Annotated in this window: 21 protein-coding genes and 3 pseudogenes; 13 read left to right on the forward strand and 11 right to left on the reverse strand. The window is 72.7% G+C overall.

What is annotated here, in order from left to right:
• Positions 1-8 precede the first annotated feature (8 nt).
• Entirely contained in the window at positions 9-6,104 is a 6,096-nt protein-coding gene (locus ACZ4WZ_RS00280; RefSeq protein ID WP_467883628.1) for a hypothetical protein, read from the forward strand.
• A gap of 186 nt (positions 6,105-6,290) precedes the next feature.
• Here ACZ4WZ_RS00280 and ACZ4WZ_RS00285 read toward each other — a convergent pair whose 3' ends face one another.
• The gene (locus ACZ4WZ_RS00285) at positions 6,291-7,658 is read right to left on the reverse strand and encodes an FAD-dependent oxidoreductase (protein WP_467883630.1); all 1,368 of its coding nucleotides are present in this window, start codon (positions 7,656-7,658) and stop codon (positions 6,291-6,293) included.
• Between the two features lie 213 nt (positions 7,659-7,871).
• Between ACZ4WZ_RS00285 and ACZ4WZ_RS00290 the strand changes: the two genes are divergently transcribed.
• Positions 7,872-8,993 (forward strand): hypothetical protein, encoded by a 1,122-nt coding sequence (locus ACZ4WZ_RS00290; protein ID WP_467883632.1) that lies wholly within the window; start codon positions 7,872-7,874, stop codon positions 8,991-8,993.
• A gap of 84 nt (positions 8,994-9,077) precedes the next feature.
• Here ACZ4WZ_RS00290 and ACZ4WZ_RS00295 read toward each other — a convergent pair.
• From ACZ4WZ_RS00295 to ACZ4WZ_RS00305, 3 genes and pseudogenes are all read right to left on the reverse strand, one after another.
• Positions 9,078-9,197 (reverse strand): annotated as a pseudogene (locus ACZ4WZ_RS00295) (pyridine nucleotide-disulfide oxidoreductase); the annotation flags it as partial.
• 56 nt (positions 9,198-9,253) lie between these two features.
• On the reverse strand, positions 9,254-10,048 hold the full coding sequence (locus tag ACZ4WZ_RS00300) for an aquaporin (protein WP_467883634.1): 795 nt from the start codon (positions 10,046-10,048) through the stop codon (positions 9,254-9,256).
• A gap of 37 nt (positions 10,049-10,085) precedes the next feature.
• On the reverse strand, positions 10,086-10,400 hold the full coding sequence (locus tag ACZ4WZ_RS00305; RefSeq protein ID WP_467883636.1) for an ArsR/SmtB family transcription factor: 315 nt from the start codon (positions 10,398-10,400) through the stop codon (positions 10,086-10,088).
• Positions 10,401-10,493: 93 nt separating this feature from the next.
• Between ACZ4WZ_RS00305 and ACZ4WZ_RS00310 the strand changes: the two genes are divergently transcribed.
• Both ACZ4WZ_RS00310 and ACZ4WZ_RS00315 read left to right on the forward strand, forming a co-directional pair.
• Entirely contained in the window at positions 10,494-10,943 is a 450-nt protein-coding gene (locus tag ACZ4WZ_RS00310) for an arsenate reductase ArsC (RefSeq protein WP_467883638.1), read from the forward strand.
• Positions 10,944-10,950: 7 nt separating this feature from the next.
• Positions 10,951-11,631 (forward strand): C39 family peptidase, encoded by a 681-nt coding sequence (locus ACZ4WZ_RS00315; protein WP_467883640.1) that lies wholly within the window; start codon positions 10,951-10,953, stop codon positions 11,629-11,631.
• 21 nt (positions 11,632-11,652) lie between these two features.
• On the opposite strand, the gene ACZ4WZ_RS00320 is transcribed toward ACZ4WZ_RS00315, so the two are convergent.
• Positions 11,653-12,069 carry a hypothetical protein gene (locus ACZ4WZ_RS00320; RefSeq protein ID WP_467883642.1) on the reverse strand — a complete coding sequence of 139 codons (417 nt, stop codon included), beginning with the start codon at positions 12,067-12,069 and terminating at the stop codon, positions 11,653-11,655.
• A gap of 202 nt (positions 12,070-12,271) precedes the next feature.
• Between ACZ4WZ_RS00320 and ACZ4WZ_RS00325 the strand changes: the two genes are divergently transcribed.
• From ACZ4WZ_RS00325 to ACZ4WZ_RS00340, 4 genes are all read left to right on the forward strand, one after another.
• A complete protein-coding gene (locus ACZ4WZ_RS00325; protein ID WP_467883644.1) occupies positions 12,272-12,799 on the forward strand; it encodes a hypothetical protein in 528 nt (175 codons plus the stop codon).
• A 214-nt stretch (positions 12,800-13,013) separates the two neighbouring features.
• Positions 13,014-13,901 (forward strand): LysR family transcriptional regulator, encoded by an 888-nt coding sequence (locus ACZ4WZ_RS00330; protein ID WP_467883646.1) that lies wholly within the window; start codon positions 13,014-13,016, stop codon positions 13,899-13,901.
• A 123-nt stretch (positions 13,902-14,024) separates the two neighbouring features.
• Positions 14,025-14,402 (forward strand): PadR family transcriptional regulator, encoded by a 378-nt coding sequence (locus tag ACZ4WZ_RS00335; RefSeq protein WP_467883648.1) that lies wholly within the window; start codon positions 14,025-14,027, stop codon positions 14,400-14,402.
• On the forward strand, positions 14,399-14,956 hold the full coding sequence (locus ACZ4WZ_RS00340) for a hypothetical protein (RefSeq protein ID WP_467883650.1): 558 nt from the start codon (positions 14,399-14,401) through the stop codon (positions 14,954-14,956). The genes ACZ4WZ_RS00335 and ACZ4WZ_RS00340 overlap by 4 nt, the downstream gene beginning before the upstream one ends.
• A gap of 54 nt (positions 14,957-15,010) precedes the next feature.
• Here the strand turns inward: ACZ4WZ_RS00340 and ACZ4WZ_RS00345 are convergent, their stop codons facing one another.
• Positions 15,011-15,631 carry a hypothetical protein gene (locus tag ACZ4WZ_RS00345; RefSeq protein ID WP_467883652.1) on the reverse strand — a complete coding sequence of 207 codons (621 nt, stop codon included), beginning with the start codon at positions 15,629-15,631 and terminating at the stop codon, positions 15,011-15,013.
• 58 nt (positions 15,632-15,689) lie between these two features.
• The gene (locus ACZ4WZ_RS00350; protein WP_467883654.1) at positions 15,690-16,382 is read right to left on the reverse strand and encodes a hypothetical protein; all 693 of its coding nucleotides are present in this window, start codon (positions 16,380-16,382) and stop codon (positions 15,690-15,692) included.
• A gap of 198 nt (positions 16,383-16,580) precedes the next feature.
• Between ACZ4WZ_RS00350 and ACZ4WZ_RS00355 the strand changes: the two genes are divergently transcribed.
• Both ACZ4WZ_RS00355 and ACZ4WZ_RS00360 read left to right on the forward strand, forming a co-directional pair.
• Entirely contained in the window at positions 16,581-17,675 is a 1,095-nt protein-coding gene (locus ACZ4WZ_RS00355; RefSeq protein WP_467883656.1) for an ATP-binding protein, read from the forward strand.
• A complete protein-coding gene (locus tag ACZ4WZ_RS00360; protein WP_467883658.1) occupies positions 17,663-18,298 on the forward strand; it encodes a response regulator in 636 nt (211 codons plus the stop codon). The genes ACZ4WZ_RS00355 and ACZ4WZ_RS00360 overlap by 13 nt, the downstream gene beginning before the upstream one ends.
• A 73-nt stretch (positions 18,299-18,371) precedes the next feature.
• On the opposite strand, the gene ACZ4WZ_RS00365 is transcribed toward ACZ4WZ_RS00360, so the two are convergent.
• From ACZ4WZ_RS00365 to ACZ4WZ_RS00375, 3 genes and pseudogenes are all read right to left on the reverse strand, one after another.
• Positions 18,372-19,121 (reverse strand): outer membrane protein assembly factor BamB family protein, encoded by a 750-nt coding sequence (locus ACZ4WZ_RS00365; RefSeq protein ID WP_467883660.1) that lies wholly within the window; start codon positions 19,119-19,121, stop codon positions 18,372-18,374.
• A pseudogene (locus tag ACZ4WZ_RS00370) lies at positions 19,121-19,636 on the reverse strand (outer membrane protein assembly factor BamB family protein); the annotation flags it as partial. The pseudogene ACZ4WZ_RS00370 and the gene ACZ4WZ_RS00365, both read right to left, overlap by 1 nt.
• A gap of 467 nt (positions 19,637-20,103) precedes the next feature.
• Positions 20,104-20,553 (reverse strand): SRPBCC family protein, encoded by a 450-nt coding sequence (locus ACZ4WZ_RS00375; RefSeq protein WP_467883662.1) that lies wholly within the window; start codon positions 20,551-20,553, stop codon positions 20,104-20,106.
• 373 nt (positions 20,554-20,926) lie between these two features.
• On the opposite strand from ACZ4WZ_RS00375, the pseudogene ACZ4WZ_RS00380 reads away from it, so the two are divergent.
• A pseudogene (locus ACZ4WZ_RS00380) lies at positions 20,927-21,375 on the forward strand (hypothetical protein); the annotation flags it as partial.
• Positions 21,376-21,556: 181 nt separating this feature from the next.
• Here the strand turns inward: ACZ4WZ_RS00380 and ACZ4WZ_RS00385 are convergent.
• On the reverse strand, positions 21,557-22,765 hold the full coding sequence (locus ACZ4WZ_RS00385; RefSeq protein WP_467883664.1) for an RCC1 domain-containing protein: 1,209 nt from the start codon (positions 22,763-22,765) through the stop codon (positions 21,557-21,559).
• 281 nt (positions 22,766-23,046) lie between these two features.
• Here ACZ4WZ_RS00385 and ACZ4WZ_RS00390 point away from each other — a divergent pair, with 281 nt between their 5' ends.
• A complete protein-coding gene (locus ACZ4WZ_RS00390; RefSeq protein ID WP_467883666.1) occupies positions 23,047-23,283 on the forward strand; it encodes a hypothetical protein in 237 nt (78 codons plus the stop codon).
• A complete protein-coding gene (locus tag ACZ4WZ_RS00395; RefSeq protein WP_467883668.1) occupies positions 23,268-23,618 on the forward strand; it encodes a hypothetical protein in 351 nt (116 codons plus the stop codon). Before ACZ4WZ_RS00390 ends, ACZ4WZ_RS00395 begins: the two co-directional genes overlap by 16 nt.
• Positions 23,619-23,709: the final 91 nt, after the last annotated feature.

Raw genomic sequence — 23,709 nt, forward strand, 5'->3', positions numbered from 1 at the left:
GAGATCGCGTGACCTCACCCCGCCGGCGGCGTGGCCAGCTGTGCGAAGAACCCGAAACACCCTTCATCGTGGGCGAAGGGCCCAACGCCGTGCTGGCGCCCGTCCTCGTCGATGCCCTCGAGGCGCAGGCACGCGTCCTCAACTCGCTGCCCTCCCCCATAGGCTCCGCCGTGAAACTGCTCCAGCAGGCGGACGTGGAACACGCCTTGAACTCGATGTCGGTGCAATGGCGCCGTCACCTGCTCGGCACCCTGCGCATCTCCATCGCGGGAACCAGGGTGAGCCCCGCCCTGTGCCGGGACGTCCTGGCCCGGATGGCGCGCGACCCCGACTCCGCCAAGGCGCGCCACGCGGCTGCCCACCTCACCCAGCCGCTCCTCCACGACCTGCTGGCGGCCGTCGGGTCATCGGAGCCGCTCACCCGGCGCTGGAGCCCCGCGCTGCTGCGCCTGGCCGCGTGGTCCCTCCTGCGCGTCAGTACGGAGGACGCGCCGGTGTGGCTGTGGGCTCTGGAGCAGCCCTGGATGACCGACGAGTCGTCTCCGGCGGACATCGCCGCCGTACGCGAGTCGGTCGAGCACGTGGTGAGCCTGCTCCAGCAGCCGCGGCACGAGCTCGAGGAAGAAGACGGGGCAGGCATGGGACGCGAGGAGGCAGCGGCCTCTCCCTCTCCGTCCGACGATGCGTCCCCCGCCCCGGACGCGATGGCGGAGGACGATCCGTTCACCACCCGCCTGGAGCGGATCGAGCGGGCCCTCGAGGCCGCGACCGTGTCCGTGCGGCGGGTCGCCCAAGCCCTGACGGAGGAGGCCAGGCCTGACGACGCGGACCTCGGCGCGCTCGTCGAGGTGGCAACGTCCTTCGACGAACTCCTGACCGCGCTGCGCCCGCACGGCCCGGCCCCCGAACGAATCGACCTGCCGGGCCTGCGGAAGCGGACCGCCCGCGCGATCGAAGCGCGGGACATGGGACAACTCCGCACGCGATTGCGGCTCGTGTCCTGCCTGATGCGCGGCGAAGGCTCGACGCTGCCGGCCGACGCGCTGTTCGAGGCACAGGAGAGGGCGGAGGCACTCCGGACGCAGAAGGTCTGGGACAGGCAGGACCGTGCCGACGCGGAAGCACTCGACATCCTCCTCAGGACGGTGGAGCTCGCGCAGGGCAGCCAGGACCGGCCCGCGGAGATCCTGGAGCTGCTCGGAGCGATGTCGGCCAAGGGGCCCACTCCCGCACTGGTGATGCTGGCCGCGCAACACGCCGGCCTCGCCCTGCCCGGCGGACGGGATTCCTCGAGCGGTGCTGGTCAGCGCCCTCCCGCCGACGCGGAACCGGTCACCGCCCCCGCGTCCCCGGAACGGAAGACCGCCCCTGCCGTGCCCGTTGCACCGGCAGCGGTACCCGCGCAGACATCGGTTTCCGAGCCCGCACCTGCCGGCGCCGGCTCTCCTGCTCCGGAGGAGGAGACCCGGCGCAGCGGTCCCGCCCCGGCCGCTTCCCCCGCCGCCGCCCCATCTGACCAGGCACGGCAGCAGCCGCCGACGCCATCGACGCCCACTCCGAGCGCCGGAGCCGCATCCCCGTACCTGCCGCCGCAGCCGACCGGCGAGCGGGATGCCGCCCCGGCGCCCGGCGCGGACCTCCCCGAGATACCGGCCACGGCCGGTACGCGGCGGGCCGCTGAACTCGCGCCGCTCCTGGAAGCCCGGCGCTACGGCACGGCGGCGGCGCTCGCCGAGCAGAACGGCGAACCCCGCTCTCGTGTCGCCACCCTGCGGATCTCCGCGTACGCCCACGCGCTGCGATCGGCCGGCGGCGAGTGCGCCTCGCGGGTCCGGGCCGAGCTGGCCGAGATCGACCTCGACGAGCTGGTCGGCAGCCGGCCGGACGCCGCCCTCGTCACCGCGGCCCTGCTGCGGACCGTCCTGATCACGGGCGACCCCGAGAGCAGTGCTCCGCTGGAACGCGTGGCGTCGGCCCTGCCGCCGAGCCTCGCCGCCATCGCGGGAGAGGTCGCGCTCCGCGCCCTGCGGTCGACGCTCCTGCACTCGCCACCGCTCGCCGTGGCACAGGGCGCCGCCGAACTCGAGAGGACCATGCGGGAGGCCCGCGAGGAGTGCCGGCAGGGCCTTGACCAGATTCCGCGGATCCGGTTCAACCGCGCGACCGAGATCACCCGGACCTGGCTCGCCCCCGACGGGCTCGTCGGACGGCTGCTGCGGAGCGCGGCGGACGACGACAGGGCCGTGCTCGACGAGGTCTCCGAGCGCGTACGGGAGCTGAGCATCGACTCCAGGCTCCAGGACGAGCTCAACGAGATCGACCGCCGGATGATGAAGTCCAGCAGAAGCCCCCTGGAAGGCCCGGCCCGGCAGAACCTGCTGCGGCTGGTGCGCGAGCGTCTGCGATGGGTCGAGAAGTGGGTCACCGCTGCCCGGGCGCTCAACGCGGGTGCGCAGGACTGGAGCGTCGATCAGGTCCAGGAGATGCGCACCAACGTGCTGGCGCTCCGGCACGGCGTGCTCGCGGACCTCGCGGAGCAGGCTCTCACCGACGACCCGTACGCCGCCACCGCCATGCGCTCGGCCGCCGAGTCCCTGCGTCTGACCTTCGAGCTCCTCGCGGGTGACGCCCGCCTCGACCCCACGGAGCCGCCGGCCGAGACCGTGCTCGGCGCCGACCTGCTGAAGATGGCGGGCGTGCGGGTGGACGGAACGACCGGGCACGTCGTCCCGCCCCGCCTGACGTCCGCCACCATCGCGGCCGCTGCGGGCAGGACCTGGGAGGACGCAGTCAGTGGTCACGCGGCCGCCGAGCGGTTCGACGTAGCCGGCCACCTGATCGAGCTCTCCGAACGTGGCCACCTGCCCCGTCTCGACGGTGATGACAAACCGATCGCCGAGTCCGTGCAGGTGAAGGTCGACGAGGCCGCCAGGCGTACGGTCGCCGAGCTCGAGGTGAAGCGGCGGGAGCTGGAGGACGCCCTGCGGCGCACCCGCGTGAACGGCGTGTTCAAGGAGGAGGAGGAACGCGACTTCGAGCACCGGCTCAAGGCGTCCGTCATCACCCCCGCGTCCGACCTGTCCTCGGTACGCCGGCGGCTGGGCGCTCTGTCCGAGGAACTGGAGCGGGCTCATGCGAAGGCGGTGGCCACCCTGCGGGCCCGGCTCATGGAGATTCCCGACCTCAAGCCCGAGAACGTCGCCAGGGTCACGCCCGTCCTCGACGACGGCGACCTCCTGACGGCGGAGGAGCTGATCTCCCACCTCTCCAATGGCGAGAGCATCCCCGACACGCGCCAGGCCGACCATCCGCTGGACGCGTTCTTCCCGACGGTGCCGGACGCGCTGCCCCGCGGCATCACGGCGGAACTCATCCAGGCGGTGCGGGAGCGCAGGCGCTTCCTCGACCTCGACGCCCTCGACTTCTCCATGATGTCGGAGGAGTTCACGGAGCAGGCGGCCCAAGGCCTGGCCGGCTGGCACGAGATGGCCGGCCGCCGGGGAGGGCGGAGGCTGGAGGGGCTGAGCGAGGAGAACCTGCTCATGCCCGCCCTGCGGCTGATCGGCTACCGCAGTCTGCGCAGGCCTCAGCGGGACCGGCAGCGGAGCACCACGCCCGACCACCGGTTCCTCGACCTGGTCGACGTGGGGTACACGGGCAACGCGCTGGTACCGGCCTTCGGTTCGGCCCTGCGCGGCCGGCTCCGGGTGATGCTCGCCTGGGGCCAGCCGAAGCCCGAGGCGCTGATGGCCCGCGTCCAGCAGGATCCGAGCCAGGACAGCCTGCTGGTCGCCTACTTCGGAACCCTCTCGGCGCAGGACCGGACGGCGCTCGCAGCACTGAGCGTCGGCCGCCGGCCGATGGTCGTGCTCGACGACGCGGCACTGGCCCACATCGCGGCACGCGGCAACCAGCTGCTGGACCGCGCCATGCAGGTCCTCCTGCCCTTCTCGGCGGTGAACCCGTACGTCAGCGAGAAGCGCGGGCGGGTCGCGCAGGAGATGTTCTTCGGCAGGCTGGACGAGCTCAGCTCGGTCCAGGACCCGGCGGGGAACCAGGTCGTCTTCGGCGGCCGGGGTCTGGGCAAGTCCGCCCTGCTGAAGGAGGCGGGCAGGAACTTCACCGCCCAGGCGCCGACCGCGCACGTGAGCCTGGCGCTGAGCCTCGACTCCACGTACAACGGCACCAGCGCGCAGGCCGCCGCCGTCTGGAACATCATCGGGCGCCGGCTGCTGGAGGAGGACGCGCTGATCCTGGCGAAGCGGGTCAGGCCCGACGCAGTCCTGACGGCGGACGCCGTGGTGGCCGGAATCCGGGCATGGCTGAAGCAGGACAGCAGCCGGCGAATGCTGATCATGCTGGACGAGGCGGACGGCTTCTTCGAGTCGGATTCGCCGAGGTTCACGGAGACCCGGCGCCTGCGGGACCTCAGCTCGGAGACGAACGACAGCGTCAAGATCGTGTTCGCGGGGCTGCACTCGGTGCAGCGGTACGCGACCCTCGCGGTGAACAACCCGTTCAGCCATCTCTCGCAGCACCCGACGGTCATCGGCCCGCTGCAGCCTCAGGACGCGGCCAACCTGCTGCTGAAGCCGCTGGCAGCGCTGGGCTACAGGTTCGACGAACCGCCGCTCGTCCACCGGATCCTCGGGCACTGCTCCTACCAGCCGTTCCTCCTCCAGATGTTCGCGCATCGACTCGTGCAGACCATGCACACGGGGCGGGCGAGGGGCCGCGGCCCGCTGTACTCGATCACCCGCGCGGACGTGGAGCGGGTCCAGTCGGACAAGGACCTGCAGCGCAGCATCACGGCGGCCTTCCACGACACCCTGCGGCTCGACTCCCGGTACAACATGATCGCCAACGTCGTGGCGCACCATGCCCACCACCACGGGATCGATGCCAGGATGACCCACGCCGAGCTGCGGGACGAGTGCACGTACTGGTGGGCGGAAGGGTTCCGGGACCTGGACCCCGACCAGTTCCGCGCCTACCTCACCGAGATGGAGGGACTGGGGGTGCTCGCCCCCGACCCCGAGTACCGCGGCTGGCACCTGCGCAGCGCGAACGCCCTGAGCATGATCGGCACGCTCGAGGACGTTGACGCGCAGTTGCAGAACACGTCGAGCCGGGAGGTGACCGAGCGGCTCACGGCCATGGAGACCCGGCACCGGTCCGCCCATTCGCACGCGCACTGCCCGCTCACCGCGGCGCAGATCGCGGACCTCCTGCCGGGCCGGCAGGTCGTGGGCGGCGAACAGGGCCGCCGGAACCTCGCCCGCGTGGTCATCGGCTCACCCGCCACGGGGATCAACCGCGTCGGCTCGGGACTGCGCGAGGTCGCGGAGGCAACGGGCTGGAAGATGCCCGTCATCAACCGGCGCGCCGACTTCGAGCGTGAGCTGGTCGGCGGCGCGGCGGGCACGAGCCGCCTCGTCCTCTCCGACATGACCGTAAAAACGCCTGGCGAACAGACCTGCCTCGACTCGCTGGAGATGGCGGCGACCTGGCTCCCCGTGGCCCCGGGCGTCACGCGTTCCGCGGTGGTGGTGATCGGGCTCGAACAGATCCGGCTCTGGGGGGAGCTGCTGTCCGACCGGCAGGGACGCGAGTTGGACGTCGTCACCCTCCGGCGCTTCACCCGCCACGGACTGCGCACCTGGGCGCTGGACCAGAAGAGCGCCTTCGCCTCGGAGTCGGCCCTCACCCGCCTGGGAGCGACCACGGGCGGATGGCCGCTGCTGGTCGACGATCTCGCGGAACAGCTGGCCAGAGGCGTCTCCGAGGGCAGGGCCCTCCGCTCGCTCCAGGAACGGCTGGACGACCTCGAGGGCGCGCAGGCCTTTCTGGCGCAGGCGGGCCTGGTGGCGAAGTCGCCCCTGTGGGCGGCGTTCGCGGTGGTACTGGAACTCATGACGGAGGAGGGCCTGCCCTTCGAAGACCTCGAGGCCGCGGTGGAGAGCGGACGTTACGACGCGACGGTCACCGCGGCCGATATGGTGCGCGTCCTGAGAGCGCTTCAGGTGTTCGACGTCGACGCGAACGGCCTCCATCGCCCCGAACCGGTCCTGCTCTCCTGCTGGACCCGCGCCACGGCTCCCTGACCCGTCACCCGCAGCCGCCCGCTCCGCCTTCCCACCCGGAAGGCGGAGCGGGCGGCGGGGGAATGGCCGACCACGGCGGCCGGGGCCTTCGAGCCCGGCGCCGACTCCCGAGTGATCCACGGCTTGTGGCCGCTCGGTGGCGCGCGGCCAGCCGCCACAGGCGAGCCGCTCCCCGCCCGGAGCGGGTCAGCAGCCGCCGGATTGAGCCGGTGCGCCGACGCCGACGGTGAGCGTGGTGGGGGCCGCGCAGCAGCCGCCGCCGGTCTCTTCGGCGGCCTGGGGCTCGTCGAAGAGACCGGCGCCGCCGCAGACGCCGGTCTCGGGGAGGGTCAGCTCGACGCGTCCGGCGGCTTCCTGGTCGCCCGCGAGGGCGGCGGCGATGGAGCGGACCTGCTCGTATCCGGTCATGGCGAGGAAGGTCGGCGCACGGCCGTAGGACTTCATGCCGACCAGGTAGACGTCCTTCTCCGGGTGGGAGAGCTCGTTGACTCCGTGGGGGTAGACGGTGCCGCACGAGTGCTGGTTCGGGTCGATCAGCGGCGCGAGCTCCAGCGGCGCCTGGAGGCGCTCGTCGAGTCCGAGCCGCAGTTCGTTCAGGAAGGAGAGGTCGGGGCGCAGGCCGGTGAGGACGATGACCTCGTCCACGGGATCGAGATGCCGGCCGTCTTCCGATACGAGGACCAGCCGGTCGCCGTCGCGCCGGACGGCGGAGGTGCGGAAGCCGGTGACCGCGTCGGCGTACCCGTCGTCGACGGCGGCCTTGGCGGCGAGGCCGAGGGCGCCACGGGCGGGGAGCTGGTCGGCGGTGCCGCCGCCGAAGGTGGAACCGCTGATGCCCCGGCGAAGGACCCACACCGCGCGGGTGGCGGACTCCTCCTTGGCGAGGTCGGCCAGGTACGCGAGGGCGGTGAAGGCCGAGGCGCCGGAGCCGATGACGGCGGTGCGCTTGCCGGCGTAGCGGGCGCGGACGGCCGGGTCCTTGAGGTCGGGGATCCGGTACGAGATCCGGTCCGAGGCGGCGTGCTCGCCGAGGGCGGGGAGGCCGTCGCCGCCGATGGGGCTGGGCGTGGACCAGGTGCCGGACGCGTCGATGACGGCGCGGGCGGTGATCCGTTCCTCGGCGCCGCCGGCGGTCAGGATGCTGACGGTGAAGGGCTGCGCCTCGCGGTCGGCGTCGACGATCCGGTCGCGGCCGAGCCGGGAGACGCCGGTCACCGCGGCGCCGTAGCGGACCCGGTCGCCGAGGACATCGGCGAGCGGCTGGAGGTACTTCTCGGCCCAGTCCGCACCGGAGGGGTAGGTCGCACCGTCGGGGGCGGTCCAGCCGGTGGGAGCCAGGAGCTTCTCGGCGGCTGGATCGACGACCTCCGACCAGGTGGAGAACAACCGCACGTGGCCCCACTCGCGCACCGCGCTGCCGGCGGCCGGTCCGGCTTCCAGGACCAGGGGCGTGATGCCGCGCTCGACGAGGTGCGCGGCGGCGGCCAGGCCGGCCGGGCCTGCTCCGATGACCACGACGGGCAGGTGGTCGTTGGCGGTGGCACTGGCGTTCACGGGATTCCCCTTTGGTTCGACGCTTGTCGATGTCTGGCATCAGCATCCCACCTGCTTCGACAGGCGTCAACATAGACATCCATCAAAATTATGGGCCGCTCACGTGGGGGCGGCGATCAGCAAGCCCGGCGGTCGGCCCTCCCCGCACGAGCCGCCGGTCCACCGCTGCCCCCGCCTTGAGATCGGGGGGCCGGTCCTCCATATCCTTGCCGGGTGCAGCTGACCCCCTTGGACCGCGTCGATGAGGCCGAGGCCATGGCCCTGGCCGGTCCCGACGCGGACGTTTTCCCCGTGTCCGGCGCGACCGTCGCCCTCGGTGCCACATCAACGGTCATCGTTGCCGAGGCCGGCGACGATCCCGCGGTCAGCGGGGTGTGGAATGCCGAAGAGTTCCGCCTGATCGGACCCGCTCCCGCTCCGGTCACGTCGAGGCTCATGGAGCCCATGCCCTTCACCACAGCAGGGGACCCGGAGGAGGCGCCCTTCCACCTCTTCGTACGGCTCGATGACGTCTGCCTGCACCTCGGCGAGGTGCAGGTGTCCATGTGCGAAGCCGGCGAGGACGTGCTCAGCCGCTGCGATCTCGGCATCAGCCCTCCGTTGAAACGCGAGGTCCTCGACCTGGTGCGGCCTCCGGTCACGCTGCCGCCTCTTCCGGACCTGGGCTGGCTCAGCGACGTAGGAGCGAACCCCGGCAGGGCCCTGGAAGGCTTCGTCGCCGGCTGGTACCCGGAGAGCAGCACACAGGCCCCGGACGTCGACGTGCCGGACTTCATCCCCGGGGCACTGGCCGACTTCTATCGGCTGGCCGCGCGGAGGCCGGCCATGATGGGCGGCCACAACCGGATCGTGCCGATGCCCGAGTTGCGTGCGGAGGAGGGTGCGGCACTCCTCGTCTTCGGTGTCGAGTGCCAGGGAGGCTGGACCTGGTCGATACCCCGGTCAGCGGGTGAGACCGATGTCGATCCCTCCGTAAGGCTTGAGGACGCCCGCTTCGAGGACCGCCGTTCCGCGGCGGAACGAGAACCGCTGAGTGGATTCCTCCTGCAGTTCGCCTTGAAGGAGGCGGCGGTCACCGCACCTTACGAGGCCTATTCCTTCGACCTCCCGAGGCGATTCCTGCCGCGGCTTGAGAGCTGTCTGCAGCGCGTTCCCCTGCAGCCGTTCCTGGCACCGGTAGCGCCGACGGACCTCCTGGTTGGTTCCGGGCTTGTCGCCACCGTTGCGCCCGGTTGGGACGAGGACACGGTCGAGGTCCGCGTTGGTGCTGCTCACCGGAGCGCGCTCAACCCGCTCGCGCGGCTCGACATCCCTTGGCGGAGCTTCGATGGCTGACCGCCTGCAACCCGCATCGACCGCCGCCGCGGCCCCACCGATCGTCAGCCGAGCAGGTCGGCGACCTCCCGGGCCGCGCCGCGGGCGGGGCGGGCGCCGGGTGACCCGCGTCAGGTCCGTGCGCCCGGCCAGGTCCGCGGCGATCTGGGCGCCGGAGTTGCCGCCGCCCACGACGATCACGCGCTGTCCGGCGAACGCGGCAGGGCTGTCCTACTCGACCGCTTGGCCGCCGCCGATCACCACCGCCTCCGTGCACATGCTCATGCCGCGGGCGCCCCGGTGTCCGTCCTGCCGCGCATGAAGACGACCGCGACCAGGGCCAGGCCCACCACCGCACCGATCAGCTGCATGCCGATGAAGCCGGCCACGGAGGCGGGGGCGATACCGGCGAAGGTGTCCGTGAAGGCGCGGCCGACGGTCACCGCCGGGTTGGCGAAGGAGGTGGAGGAGGTGAACCAGTACGCGGCGCCGATGTACGAGGCGACGGCGACGGGGGCGAAGCGCAGGCGGTCGGTGCGGGCCAGGCCGAAGATCAGCAGGATGAGTCCAGCGGTGGCGACGACTTCACCGAGGAGGAGGTTGCCGGCGGAGCGGTCGTGGGTGGACCACTTCACCAGCGGCTCGCCGAACATCGCGTCCGCCAGGACGGCGCCCGCGATCGCACCGACGATCTGCGAAGGCACGTACACGGCCAGCTCGCGTGCGGTGACCCCGGCGCCGCCGCGGCGGGCGGTCCACCACTCGGCCAGCGTCACGGCCGGGTTGAAGTGGGCGCCGGAGACCGGGCCGAGGAGGGCGATCAGGACGCCGAGGCCGAAGACCGTGGCGGTGGAGTTGGCCAGGAGCTGGAGCGCCACGTCGTCGGTGAGCTCGGTGGCCTGGATGCCGGAGCCGACGACGACCGCCACCAGCGCGGCGGTGCCCACCAGCTCGGCGGCGGCGCGGGCGATCAGTGGAGTGCGGGGCGGGGTCGCGCCGGGTGCGGGCCGGGGCACGTCGGCGGCTATGACGGACTCCGCTGCGGGGGCGGCGGCGACGCGCTCGGTGGCGGTCAAGGCGGGTTCTCCTCGGGCAGGTGAGGCGGACAGCGGGCTACGGACAGGACCGCTTGAGGTTCGCTTCGGCGGTGGCACGCGCGGTCCGGGCGAGGTCGGCGAACTGACCGGCGAGGGCTTCGATGACTTCCGGGCGCAGCCGGTAGTAGATGTACCGGCCGCAGGGCTCCGTCTCCACGACCCCGGCCTCGCGCAGCACCTTCAGGTGGTTGGAGAGGTTGGTCTGCTTGGCGCCCGTCTCCTCCACGAGGTGCGTGGTGCAGAGGGTCTCGCGCGCGAGCAGGGTCACGATCCGGAGCCTGAGCGGGTCGGCCAGCACCCGAATCAGTTCAGTGTCGGCTGACGTCATCATGTACTGATACTGTCACATCAGCGACGCCTGACACCAGTCCATGCTGGCCTCATTGGCTCACCCCGGTGGAGCCCCGAGCACTAGGAAGAACAGATGTCCTCCGCTCTCCCCCAGCCCGGCGGCCGGGAGGTATCCCCGGCCGCGTCCGTCCTCTTCGTCTGCATCCACAACGCGGGCCGCTCCCAGATGGCGGCCGGGTTCCTCCGCCACCTCGCGGGAGACCGCGTCGAGGTCCGCTCCGCCGGCTCGGTCCCCGGCGACCAGGTCAACCCCTCCGCGGTGGCCGCCATGGCCGAGCTGGGCATCGACATCTCCGGCCAGAAGCCGAAGGTGCTCACCCCCGAAGCCGCACAGGCGTCCGACTACATCATCACGATGGGCTGCGGAGACGCCTGCCCGTACTTCCCCGGCAAGACGTACCTCGACTGGCAGCTCGATGACCCGGCCGGCCAGGGCGTCGAGTCCGTCCGCCCCATCCGGGACGAGATCAAGGGCCTCGTCGAGGGGCTGATCGCCGAGATCGACGCCAAGAACCAGGCGTGACCGCCCGGTGATCCCCGAGCAGTCCCACCCCGCCCCGCCGCGGCCCGTTCCGCCCCTCTCCTCGTGCCGGCCCGTCCGCCACGAGGTGCCGTACTTCGCGCAGTGGGAGTCTCCCGAGCTGGTATCGGAAATCGTCACGGGCCGCCTGGAGGCCGCCGACGACCCCCGCTGGCGGGCCTCCGGCGCCGACTCCCCCGAGGAGTACGCCTTCTGGTCCTGGCGGGTGTGCGGCATGGCCTGCCTGCGGATGGCGCTGGCCCACTGGGGCCTCGACGCGCCTCCGAGCGTCACCCTCGGCAAGGAGTACCTCGAAGCGGGCGCGTACGTACCGAAGGAGGGCGGCCTGCACGGGCTGATCTACGAGCCCTTCGCCCGCCACACCCGGGACCGCTTCGGTCTCTACGCCGAATCCCGCCCCTGCCTCCCGCTGCACGAGGTCGCGTACCAGCTGCACGCCGACCGCCTCGTCATGCTGTCCGTCCACCCGGGCGTCCGCAGCGGGGACACCGAGCCGCCCCACCGCGGCGGACACCTGGTGCTGGCCGTGGGTGCGGCCCGGAACGCGGTCACGATCCACAATCCGTCGGGCTGGCACGGCACTTCGCAGGAGTTCGTCGACGTCCCCTGGCCGGTGATGCGCCGCTACTACGCCCGACGCGGCGTCCTGCTCGGCCGCCCGGCCGACTGACCCCGCACCCCTTCAGTCGGCTCAGAGGACCCGCGTACAGCCGTTGCGGGTGCAGAACTCCTCGGCCAGACGGACGTTGTTCCCGTCGTACATCGTGATGTAGACCCGCTGGACGCCACCCGGGACCGGTATCCGCAGCGATCCGCCGAGGAGTTGGTCCGGCCCGCCGGCCTGCGCGAACGGGCTGCAGATGAGACCCGAGCGCGCGTCGCCGTTCGCCCCGTAGGCGCAGACCCGGCGGTAGCCGCTCGCCGCGTGGACGGCGCCGGCGACGGTGGCGGTGTATCCGTCGGTGAAGTGGATCGTTCCGGAAGTGGTGCTGTTGCCGTAGGCCATGCCGAAGGGCATGTCCACGTCGTTCACGGTGGCTTGCGCCGGCGCGGCGAAACCGATGGCCGTCATCGCGGCCGCAACCATCACCATCAGGGCCTTGCGCATGTCTCTTCCTCTCCGTCGGACGAACCTGGAGCGAACAGGAGCTTCCGCCACACTACTCGCGACGGCCGGGTCGACCACCGGAGTCAGGCCGATGTCACACGTCTCCGACCCCCACGCCTGCGGGTGGTTCGGGGTGGTCCGTCGTCCGCTGATCCCGTCCGGAGGGATGGTCACCACCGGAGGCGCTCGGTAGGTTCCCGCCATGAGTGATGACGAGGACTACCTGGACAAGAGCCAGGCCGCCGGACGGATGGGGAAGGCCGCGGAGTACTTGGTCGCGGCCTCGTGCATCCTCGCCACGGGCGGTGAGTTGAACGTCTCCACGTCGCTCGTGGACGACGAGGGGGTCGACCTCGTCTTCCACCGGCGCGGGAGCTCCGCGACTCTGGCGGTGCAGGTGAAGGCGCGGATGTCCACGGCAACGCAGGTTCGGCAGAGCCGGCTGACGGCCTTCGTGCGGTCGCAGACGTTCCAGCCGCGGACCGACCTGGACATGCTGTTCGTCGCCGTGGATGTCGAGCTGGGGGTGATCATGATGGCCTGGCTGGTCCCGAGCGGCACGTTCGCCGAGATGGTGACCGAGCCCAACAGCAAGGGGCGCTTCCGGTTCTCGGCGTCGATGAAGCTGGACTCCGAGGATCGCTGGAGCCGGTTCCGGCTGAAGGCTGCGGAGCTCTCCCCGCGCATCCTCGCCAGATTGGCCGAATTGGAGAAGGTGGGGATCGCGTAACCGAGCGTCGTGTTTGACTGCGCCCACCCCGCGCAGGTCGTTCGTTCAGCGTTCCTCGTCCGGGTAACCCCACTCGATGACGCCCTTCGCCGCCGGCGCCGCCCCGGTCACGGCGCATGCCGCACCCCCTCTCACCGGGCATGATCGTGATCAATGTAAACTTCCGCGCGGTTCGGTATCCGCTGGGTTATCGACTGAGGGGGCTGGGGAGCCGATGGAGCTGCGGGACATCGAGATCTTCCTGGTGCTGGCCGAGGAGCTGCACTTCGGCCGGACCGCACAGCGGCTGCACGTCTCCCAGGCCCGCGTCAGCCAGGTCATCAAGAAGCAGGAGCGGCGCATCGGCGCCGAGCTCTTCACCCGCACGAGCCGCACCGTACGCCTGACCGAGATCGGCCGGCAGTTCCGCGACGACCTGCAACCGGTCTACGCGGGCCTGCACGAATCCCTGGAGCGGGCCCGGCTGGCGGCCCGCGGCATCACCGCACAGCTGCGCGTCAGCATGATGCCCTTCAACATGCCCGAGCTGCACGCGTACTGGAAGGCGTTCCGCGCGCGCCACCCGCAGTGCGAACTCCAGATCCGCCTGGAGACCTTCAACGACGTGTTCGGCCGGCTCCGCTCCGGCAGCACCGACGTACTGGTCACCTGGCTGCCGGTCGAGGAGCCGGACCTCACCGTCGGCCCGGCCTTCTGCACCGACTCCCGCGTCCTCGGCGTGCGCGCCGACCATCCGTTCACCCGGCGGGAGTCCGTGCCGCTGGAGCTGCTCGCCGAGTACCCGCACGCCACCTCCCTCGACGTACCGGACTACTGGGAGGACAGTTACCTGCCCTTCTACACTCCACGGGGCAAGCCGATCGAGCGCCTCAAGCTGGCGGACAACTCCGACGAGCTGGTCAGCCTGATCGGTATGGGCGAGATCATCCACACCTTCCCCAGCCATGTGACCAAGTACTGGGGCATGTCCCACATACGGTGGCTGCCCATCCCCGAGATCGGGAACCTGACCTTCGCCCTGGTCTGGCGGACCGAATCCGAGAACGACCTCATCCGCGCCCTGGCCGCCACGGTCCGGGACCTCGGCGTCTGCCACTTCTGACGTGGCACCGGCCGTGTTCCACGGCCCGAACCGGTCGGTGAGCGCCGGCGGCCGGGCCCCGGCCGGGTCTTGACGGGACCAGTCCCTTGCGGTGCAAGGTAATCACTGACTATCTTGTGCCGCATGACAAAGGACCTGTCCGCGGCCGGTGACCAGCGGCGCAGTCAGCTCCTGCGCGGCGTGCTCGACCTGTGCCTGCTCTCGCTGATCGCCGAACGGCCCCGGTACGGCTTCGAGTTCGCCGAGGCGCTCGCCGCCGGCGGGCTGGAGCTGGTCAGTGACGGCAGCATCTACCCACTGCTCGCGCGGATGGAGCGGGCCGGGCTCGTCTCCTCGTACCGTGCTCCGTCCCCGAGCGGCGGTGCCCCGCGCAAGTACTACCGCCTGACGGAGGCGGGGCACGCCGAGCTGAGCGGCGGCCGCGCCGACTGGCTCGCCTTCGCCGGGCAGGTGGGCCGCGTCCTGACCACCACGGAACCCACGGGGGGAACCACTCCATGACGAACACGCAGATCCTCGCCGCCTGCCGCAGCAACTGGGAGTACCGGGGCATCGACGACGCCTCGGTGAGGGAGATGCTCGACGAGCTCTCCGCGCACCTGGAGGACGCCGAGGCAGCCGGCCGCACACCACGGGACGTCGTCGGCGACGACGTCCGTGCCTTCGCCGCCGCTTGGGCGCGCGCACGCGCCCCGCTCCCGCGCCGGGTGCTGCGCACCGCGTCCCTGGGGTGCTTCGTGATCGGCTGCGTCCTGCTCCTCTCGTACGTGCCCCGGTGGACCACCAGCCTCGACGTGACCCCCGGATACCTCGCGTTCTGGGCGGTACTCGGCACGGTCACCGTCGTCTGGGAGCTGCGGCGCGGCAACCTCGGCATAGGCCGGAGCTGGGCGGTCGCCTGCGCCGCCGCCCTGCCCGCGGCGCTCCTCACGGACCGGCTCGCCGGTGACGGGGTGCTGTTCGAGCTGCCCCTGTGGGCGGCGCCGGTCCTGCTGCTGCCCGGATTGCCGTACGCCGTGGCCGACGTGCGGGCCAGGAGGAGCGGCCGGGCCTGAGCCCGGGCCCCACGCGGGAGCGGAGTCCGCCCGGCGGGCCCGGTGGGCGGACCGTCAGTAGAGGCGGTTGACGACGTTGCGCATCGTGGTGTTCTTGAAGTAGTCCACCGGCGGGGCGCTCCAGTTGCTCTCCCACTCGATGAGGGTGACGGTGTCACCGTCACGGCCCACGCCGAACAGGTGGTTGTGGTAGAGGCTGGTGTCGAAGGTGTAGGTGAGGCGCATGCCCTGGACGGTGACGCCCTCCTCCACGTCCACCGCCCCGTAGTCGTATCCGGTCACCACGGTGTTGGGCCCTTCGTAGAGCCGCGGGCAGTCCGCGTAGGCCTGCCGGGCGCGGACCGCGAAGGCGGCGGCCTCGGCTTCCGTCTCGAAGACCACGGTGTTCTGCCTGCCCGCGGCCGTCTCGGACGTGGCGACCTCGCGGCTCCACACGTTCACCTCGGGCGCCTGGTCGTCCGGCCAGAAGCCGAAGCAGGTGGTGAAGTTGTTCCAGCCCCGCACGGCCGGCGCGCCGTACCAGGTCGTGCCGTCCTTCGGCATGTCGGACAGGTACACCATGCCCGGCCGCGGCCGCCACTCGACGGCGGCCGCCTCGGCCCCCGACGCCAGCGCCGTCAGTGCGGCGGCCACGGCCGCCGTGACCGCCGCGCGCATGCCCTTCCGTAGTGCCATGAGATCCGGTCCCCCTGTTGGTCGTCGGTCTTCGGTCGTCGGTCGTCGGTCCGCGGGCTCAGCCGGTGACGGTGTAGCCCAGCGGGCCGCCGACGATCTGGCCCTCGCAGTTCGGGTCGTTGGACTCGAACAGTTCCCGCGACTGGTTGACCAGGCAGCGGTACACCGGGGCCCCCGCCACCCCGGCGGGCGGGCCGTCGTGGATCCAGCCGAGGCGCGTCACGTACTGCTGTCCCTCGCAGTTGACGTCGCGGGAGAGGAAGTTGTCTCCGCGCACCACGCACAGGTAGACGGGGTTGGTGCCCGGGGCGGCACTCGTGAGCAGACGGCCCAGGGAGCCCTCGCGGTTGTAGCCGTCGGGGACGTGCCAGACGCTGCTGAGGTGGTCCTTGCCGGGCTTCAAGTACCGGTCCAGGGAGAGCTGGGCGGCGCTGACAACCGGCTCGCCCACGCAGGTGATCTCGCGGGTCGAGGTCCAGTACCCGCCCACCTGCTGGAAGTCCGTGCCGTTGGTGATCCGGCACTGGTTGCTGCTGAAGCCCGTGGCGGCGGCCTGCGCGAGGGCCGCTTCCAGCGCGGCGCGCTGGGCGATGTTCAGCGGCCCGCCTCCGATGCCGGTGTAGCGCAGTTGCACGGGGCCGACGGAAGCGGCGGTCGCCTGGGCGCCGGTGGCACCCGCGATGAGGCAGGTCGCGGCGGCTAAGGCCACGGCGGCCGGGCGCAGCCGGCCTGACAGGGACGATCGGTTCAACGGAACTCCTCCTGGCGGCAGTGGCGGTCTCCTGTCCGGGGACCGTCTTGACGCCGGGAAACGTATCGAGATCCACTGAACGCGCGGCACCCGCCAGTTCAGGGGGGTGGCGCGGCGGGGGATCATCTGCGCGGGGGGTGGGGAGTGGGGCTTGGACGTGCGCGCGCCGTGGCCGTCACGGTGGTCGGGCTCTTTCGGGTGGCGCACCTGATCTTCGCGGCCAGTGTGGTGGGCGGGGGCGGGGTCGACGTGGGGGCGGTGGGCGTCTTCGCCGTCGTCTGTGCCGTCAGCGCGGCCGTGTACGGACCGGCCCTCGTACGGGGCCGGCTGCGCCCCGCGTGGGTGTGGGCCGACGTGCTGGTGACGGGCTGTGCGCTGCCGTGGGCCGCCCTCGCCGTCCTGGGGGCGGGTCCGGCGGTGACGCCCCACGGCTGGCTGATGGTGCAGGCTCTGTCGGCGGCCACGGCCGTCGTCGTCGTGCTCGACTGGCGCGGCCTCGCCGGGGCGGTCGCGCTCCTGCTGTCCACGTCGCTGGCCCTGTACGGGGCGGTGCCGGGCACCGGCTCGGAGGATCTCCTGCGGCACGTCGCCGCGCTCCTCGAGTGCGTGGTGCTGGCCGGAGCCTGCTGGTGGTACCTGCGTCGGCAGGGGACGCTGCTGGACACCGCGCAGGAACGGGCCGTCGTGGCCGAGGTGGCCCGGGCGCGCCAGGCCGAGCGGGCGGCCCACCACGCGGCGCTGCACGACACGGTGCTCGCCACGCTGTCCACGATCGCCGCCGGCCGGGTGGACGCCAACGCGCCGGCCGTCCGGGACCGGTGCGCGCGCGAAGCGGCCTACCTGCGGCGGCTGGTCCAGTTCGAGGAGGGCCCGCACCGCCGCTCCGGTCCCCCGCCCGAGGGGGTGGTGGGGGTCGGCGCCTCCTTGGAGGAGGTGGTGCGCTCGGCGGAAGGGCTGGGGCTGGTGGTCGGCGCCCAGTACCACGCGGTGCCGGAGGTGCCCGCGCACGTCGCCGGGGCGCTCGCCGCCGCCGTACGGGAGGCGTTGAACAACGTACGCAGGCATGCCGGGACCTCCTCGGCCTACTGCACCGTGGTGGGGAGCGAGGGGGGTGTGGTGGTGACCGTGGCCGACCGCGGTGCCGGGTTCGACGCCTTTGACGCCGCCCGCCGCGGTGCCGGTACCGGCCTGCGGCGTTCGGTGTACGGGAGGATGGCTTCCGTCGGGGGTGCGGCCTCGGTCGACAGCCTCCCCGGTGAGGGGACCGTCGTGGAACTGCGGTGGCCCGCGTGATCGACGTGGCCGTGGTGGACGACGACCGCATGCTGCTCGACGGGTTGTGCTCCTGGCTGTCCGGGCAGCGGAAGCTGCGGCTCCTGGGGACCGCCGCCACGGTGGAGGAACTGCTGGCCGGTCCCGCGGCGGCTGCCGAGGTGGTGCTGCTGGACCTGGTGCTGCGCGACGGGTCGGTTCCCGAGGCGAACGTGCGGCGGGTGCGCGAGGCGGGAAGCAGGGTCCTGGTGATCAGCACGGTGGCGGACCGTGCCAGGGTCGTGGCGGCCGTGGCGGCCGGAGCCGACGGCTACCTGACCAAGGACCACGCGCTGGACACCCTGGTCGAGGCCGTCGAGACCGTGGCCGCGGGCGGCACGGTGCACTCCCCTGAACTCGCCTTCGCCTGGTTCAAAGACACCGGTCCGGCGCGGCCGCGCCTGGCTCCGCGCGAGCGGCAGGTCCTGCGCGACTACGCGTCCGGGCTGACCCTGAAGGCGACCGCCCGGCGCGCGGGGATCAGCGTCAACACCGCGAAGTACTACCTGGACCAGGTCAAGGAGAAGTACCGTCAGGAGGGCCGCCCGGCCCACACGAAGATCGAACTGGCCCAACGGGCCCACGAGGACGGTTTCTACACCTGAGGGACGCGCCGCCGCCCGGGTGCGGGCGCCGAGCGGGCTCAGCGTCGTGGCGCGTCGGCCGGCGGGCGGGGTGTCAGGGGCGGAGCGCGTGGACGCCCTCGTCGTTCGCGAAGTACAGCAGCCCGTCGGCGGCGAGGGGCGGGGGCCCAGAGGTGCTCTTTCCCGCACTCAGCCGCCAGAGAGCCTTGCCGGTGCGGGCGTCATGGCAGTACCAGTCCCGCAGGTAGCACACGAACAGCAGGTTCCCCGGAGCCACGCCCGCCCCGTAGGAGGCGTCCCGGCGCTCGCTCCGCCAGCGTTCGCGGCCGGTGCGCGCGTCGTAGGAGCGCAGTGTCGTGCGGTCGTCGTCGAAGCCGCCGTCCTCGCTCCAGCACAGGTACGCGCAGTCCTGGTCGGCGGCGAGGGCGGCGCTTTCGTTGAGGGTGGTCGAGAAGGCGGGCGCGGTCCAGCGGAGCCGGCCCGACGTGGCGTCGAAGGCCTGCAGCCGCTGTGCGTCGCCCCTGCGGCGGCCGGGCGCGCTGATGTGGACGGCGTCGCCGTGCGCCACGGGCACCGAGGCGTGGGCCGCCGGTGCGGTCCAGCGGACGGCGCCGGTGCGCGGGTCGTACGCCACCAGCTCCGAGCCGATGCCGACGTTGCCGTTGCGCCCGAAGAGCAGTCCGGCGGCGGAGGCGTCCGGGGTGCACCGGCCGCCCGGCGCCCGCGGTGCCGCCGACCAGCGAAGGCGCCGGTGCGCGGGTCGAGCGCGGTCAGGCTCCCGTCCGGCGGGTTGGCGTACGCGAGGCCGTCGCGCACCTCCAGGAGCGAGGCTTCGATGTGCCACAGCAGGTCGCCGTTGCCCGTGTCGAGCGCGTACAGGGCAGGGGGCGGCGGGTCGGGGTCCTCGTCGTGGGTGTACGGCCAGAAGCTGACCAGGGCGGTGGAGCCACTGGTCCGCACTGCCCCCGCGGTGGGCTTCCGCAGGCGGCTTCCGGGAGTCTGGCGCCACATCGGCTCACCGTCCGCGGTGCGCAGCGCGTGCACGGCGCCGCCGTCCGTGGCCACGAACACCGCACCCGGCGTCACGGCCGGTGCGCCGGGGAGGGCTCCGGCCAGCGGTGCGCGCCAGCGCCGGCGGCCGGTGGCCGCGTCGACCGCGTACAGCCCGTCCATCTTCGACCTGACGTAGGCCACTCCGTCCTGGTGCACCACCCCGGCGTGGTCGAGGCCCTGGCCGCTGCCGTCCCGGTCCAGCAGGGGCAGGGTCCACAGCGGCTCGCGGACCGGCGGTGCGGCGGTCCCGGGCGCACCGCCCAGGACGTCGCACGCGGAGGTGGTGAGGGCGGGCCCGCCCGCCACACCGGCCGCCAGCTTCAGGACCTGGCGGCGGCCGGCCTGCTGCTGTCGTCCCCCCTATGTACGCATGGGGGCAGGCTAGGCGACGGCCGCGGGCGGCGGCTACGTCCGCCGGACGGTGACCGCGTCCGCCTGACGGGGAACCAGGTGCTCGGCCTCGGGGGGCGCTGCTCGGGACGGGGGCCGCTGTGCGTTCAGCGGGCACCGGGGGCCGGCCGGGGCGGGCCTACGGGGGCGTGGACGCGGCCCGGGCCGTGCCTGCGGCCGGACGACGGAGCGGTGCCGTGCCGACGGCCCGCAAGCGGCACCGGGGAGAGGGGTGCCGCTTGCGGTCACCGGCCGCGGGGGTTCCCGCCGGTCCGGTGAGACGTGCCGTCGCCACTGGCCCGCATGTCCCCGATCCGGGTGCTCAAACCCCGCCCGTGTCAACGGACTTGGGACCTGGCGCGGGGGCGTCGGGGGCGCTGCGGTCAGACGTTGCCGCGCCAGGCACCGGTTTCGCGGCCGCGGTCCTCGATGAAGTGCTTGAACCGCTTGAGGTCACCCTTGACCTGACGGTCGACGAAGCCGAGCTTGTCGCCGATGTTCTCGGCCATCCCCTCGGGGTCGAAGTCCATCATCAGGGTGACCTCGGTATGGGCCGGGTCGATCGGGCGGAAGGTGACCAGACCCGACTGCTCCGTCTCGCCTCCCACGGTGACCCAGGCGACCTTGCTGTCGGGGACCTGCTCGGTGATCTCCGCGTCGAACTCACGCTGCACGCCGCCGACCTTCGTCACCCAGTGGGTGAGCGTGTCGGTGCGCTGCTCGATGTGCTCGACCCCGTCCATGAACTCGGGGAACGACTCGAACTGCGTCCACTGGTTGTAGGCGGTGGTGATCGGGACGTTGACCTCGATGGATTCCTTGACCTGCGACATGACCGATCCTCGTTCCTCGTGTGGGCGGACGCCCGCCCGCCCCGTTCGGGCGGGCGGGCGGAGAAGACTCGTAATGCCTTCCCTCCAGGCGCCCCTGCCCCTGCCGGGCCGCAGCACACCACCCTCCCGGAAAACGGACGGCGGGCGTGTCGGCGCATCCGGCCCCCTCCCGCTCGCACGCCCGGCGCCGGCGCCGTAGGGCGGCTCCTCACCGCCGTACCCGGAATGCGCCGGCGGCCGGTGCCGGGCAGGGTGGTGCACCCGCCCCCTTCACGTCGGAGGTACGAGGGTGACGCCGCAGAAGGTCAGCACGGTGCCGGATCCCCCGACCGCCCGGGCCGGCTCCGTCACGGCCCGCGGCCGCCGGGGGGACCTGGTCCGGCTGGGGTCGGTCGCCGCCGCGTACGGCGTCGTCCAGCTCCTCCTCGTCGTACCGGGTACCGGGCTGGGGTGGACGAGACGGTGTACGTCAGCCAGGTGACTCCTGAGGCCCCGGCCGCGTTCTTCAGCGCCCCGCGCGCCCGCGGCATCACCTACCTGGTCGCCCCGGTCACCGCGCTCACCTCCTCCGTACCGGCGCTACGGGTCTACCTGGCCGTGCTGGCAGCGGCGGGGCTGCTGCTCTCCCTGTGGGTGTGGCGGGGGCTGCTCCCCACGCGCGTGCTCGCCTTGGCGGGCGGCCTGTTCGCGGGGCTGTGGATCACCCTGTTCTACGGGCCCCAGGCCATGCCCAACCTCTGGGTGGCCCTCGGCGCGCTGTTCACCGTCGGGTGTTTCCTGAGGGCGGCCCGGAATCCCCGGGACCGCCTCGCGGCGGCGGGTGGGGCGACTCCCCACCGCCCCGGTGGGCCCGTGACTGGCGCCCCCGTCCCCTGCCCGACCTGCCGGGCCGCCCCGGTTACCGCGCGTACCCGGCACCCCCGCCCCCGCCTACCGCACGACCCGCCGTGCGGTAGGCGGCCCCGGCCCGGCCGGGGCCTCCCGGCCGGGATGCGGCGGGGCTTCAGGCGGCCAGGCTGAACTCACCGCCCGCGGCGATGAGGGTGATGGCGGCGATCCCGGTACGGACGGTGAGGGGGGTGCCGCTGTTGGTGGTGCTGCCGTTGCCCAGTTGCCCGGAGCTGTTGCCGCCCCAGGCTCTGAGAGTGCCGCTGGACAGGGTCGCCAGGTTGTGGTTCCCGCCGGCGGAGATGTCCCGGACGCCGGTGAGGTTGACGACGGTGACGGGGGTGGCGCTGGTGCCGCCGATGCTGCCGTTCCCGAGCTGGCCGACGCTGTTGTCGCCCCAGGCCCTGACGGTGCCGGTGGACAGCAGGGTGCTGACCAGGGCGATGTTGTGGTCGTACCCGGCGTCGATGTCCCGGACGCCGGTGAGGTTGACGACGGTGACGGGGGTGGCGCTGGTGCCGCCGGTGCTGCCGTTCCCGAGCTGGCCCGCGCTGTTGTCGCCCCAGGCCCTGACCGTGCCGTTGGACAGCAGGGCGACGCTGTGGGTCAGCCCGCCGTCGATGTCCCGGACGCCGGTGAGGGGGGTGTTGGGGTTGCCGGGGCTGATGACCGTGACGGGGGTGCTGCTGGTGCCGCCGGTGGTGCCGTTCCCGAGTTGGCCGGCGCTGTTGTCGCCCCAGGCCTTGACCGTGCCGTTGGACAGCAGCGCGAGGCTGTGGTCGCAGCCGGCGGCGATCGCGATCACGCCGGTGAGGGGAGTGCCGGGGCTGCCGGGGTTGACGACCGTGACGGGGGTGTTGCTGGGGGCGCCGGTGCTGCCGTTGCCCAGCTGCCCGGAGAAGTTGTTCCCCCAGGCCCTGACCGTGCCGTTGGACAGCAGGGCGAGGCTGAACGAGCAACCGGCGGCGACCGCGGTGACGCCGCTCAGCTCCCGTACGGTGCCGGGGGTGAGGTGGTCGGGGGTGATGTCCGCGGTGGCGGTGCCGTCGCCGAGCTGCCCGAAGTCGTTGGCACCCCAGGCCTTTACCGTGCCGTTGGACAGCACGGCCAGGCCGTGACCGCCCCCGGCGGCGAGGCTGGTGGTGTTGGCGGCGGTCAGTCCGGCCACGGTGACCGGCGTGTGCCGGTCGAAGGTGGTGCCGTCGCCGAGCTCCGCGAAGGAGTTGTCGCCCCAGGACTCGACGCGCGGCACCTCGGCGGCGGCCAGTGACGCGGCGGGCAGCGCCCAGGCAGTCAGGGCGGCCAGCAGGGCGAGCAGTCTCATCGGCAGGGCGGTCGTCGGCCCGCGCCCTCTTGTTCGGGTCAGTGGCATGTGTCACCTCGGGTGTGGGGGGCGCGGCCGTGCCGGCTCACCCTTACATGGGGTGATGATTCTGTTCATGGAGTGACATTCGCGTGGGGTGCGACACTCACAGCCCGGCCGTTTTGCGGCAGATGCCCGACCGGCGCAGCCGATTACCCAGGGCACGCGTGGGCCCTGGGACGTCCTGTCCCGCGCGGGCGGCCGCGGAGACGCCCGGCCGGTGGGGCCCGCCTGATCACGGAGTGCCCTGGGGCATACGGGTCGCGGCCGAGGTGGGCTGGCGCTTCGTGGTGATCGCCGCCGCCCTGTGGATCCTGATGCGGGTGATCGGCTCCGTCCGGCTGGCCGCGCTGGCGTTCGTCGCGGCGCTGCTGGTCACCGCGCTGCTCCAGGCGACGGTCGCCCTCCCGCAGCGCTGGGGCCTGTCCCGGGGACCGGTCACCGCGGTCACGGCGGCCTGGCAGTGGTCCTGGCGGTAGCCTCGGGCGGGCTGGCCGCCGGCATCGGCGGGGCGGTCATGGCGGTCCCGCTGGTCGCCGTCACCAACAGGGTCGTCGGCCACCTCCGCGCCGGCGCGGGCGAAGACCCGGGCGCGGTACCGGACTCCGCCGACACCGGTCAGGACCGGGCGGCGGGCCGGCCTGCCCCGGGCGCGAACGGGAGCGCGGACCGGGATGCGGCCGGGTACGCGGACCGCTCCGCGGACCACTTCGCGGAGCGGGAGGAGGACCGGTACGAGGACCGGCCGGCGGCCCGGCGCGAAGCAGACCGCCCCGCGCCCGAGCCCCCGGGCCGCGGGGAGAACCCGCCGTAGCCGCCCGCCGCGGCGCGCGCACGCCGGGGTCTGCGGTGCGGTCCGCGGGTGCGGGCTGCCTCCGTGGACCGGGGGGCGGGGACGTGCCCGG

Source organism: Streptomyces sp. NPDC029122, assembly GCF_055569445.1.

What these genes read in the sequence shown, in the direction of transcription:
- ACZ4WZ_RS00310 (WP_467883638.1), top strand. Translation starts at nt 10,494, where the DNA reads ATGTCCTCCGCTCTCCCCCAGCCCGGCGGCCGGGAGGTATCCCCGGCC.
- ACZ4WZ_RS00385 (WP_467883664.1), bottom strand. Translation starts at nt 22,765, where the DNA reads ATGAGACTGCTCGCCCTGCTGGCCGCCCTGACTGCCTGGGCGCTGCCC.
- ACZ4WZ_RS00345 (WP_467883652.1), bottom strand. Translation starts at nt 15,631, where the DNA reads ATGGCACTACGGAAGGGCATGCGCGCGGCGGTCACGGCGGCCGTGGCC.
- ACZ4WZ_RS00320 (WP_467883642.1), bottom strand. Translation starts at nt 12,069, where the DNA reads ATGCGCAAGGCCCTGATGGTGATGGTTGCGGCCGCGATGACGGCCATC.
- ACZ4WZ_RS00325 (WP_467883644.1), top strand. Translation starts at nt 12,272, where the DNA reads ATGAGTGATGACGAGGACTACCTGGACAAGAGCCAGGCCGCCGGACGG.
- ACZ4WZ_RS00375 (WP_467883662.1), bottom strand. Translation starts at nt 20,553, where the DNA reads ATGTCGCAGGTCAAGGAATCCATCGAGGTCAACGTCCCGATCACCACC.
- ACZ4WZ_RS00305 (WP_467883636.1), bottom strand. Translation starts at nt 10,400, where the DNA reads ATGATGACGTCAGCCGACACTGAACTGATTCGGGTGCTGGCCGACCCG.
- ACZ4WZ_RS00335 (WP_467883648.1), top strand. Translation starts at nt 14,025, where the DNA reads ATGACAAAGGACCTGTCCGCGGCCGGTGACCAGCGGCGCAGTCAGCTC.
- ACZ4WZ_RS00340 (WP_467883650.1), top strand. Translation starts at nt 14,399, where the DNA reads ATGACGAACACGCAGATCCTCGCCGCCTGCCGCAGCAACTGGGAGTAC.
- ACZ4WZ_RS00330 (WP_467883646.1), top strand. Translation starts at nt 13,014, where the DNA reads ATGGAGCTGCGGGACATCGAGATCTTCCTGGTGCTGGCCGAGGAGCTG.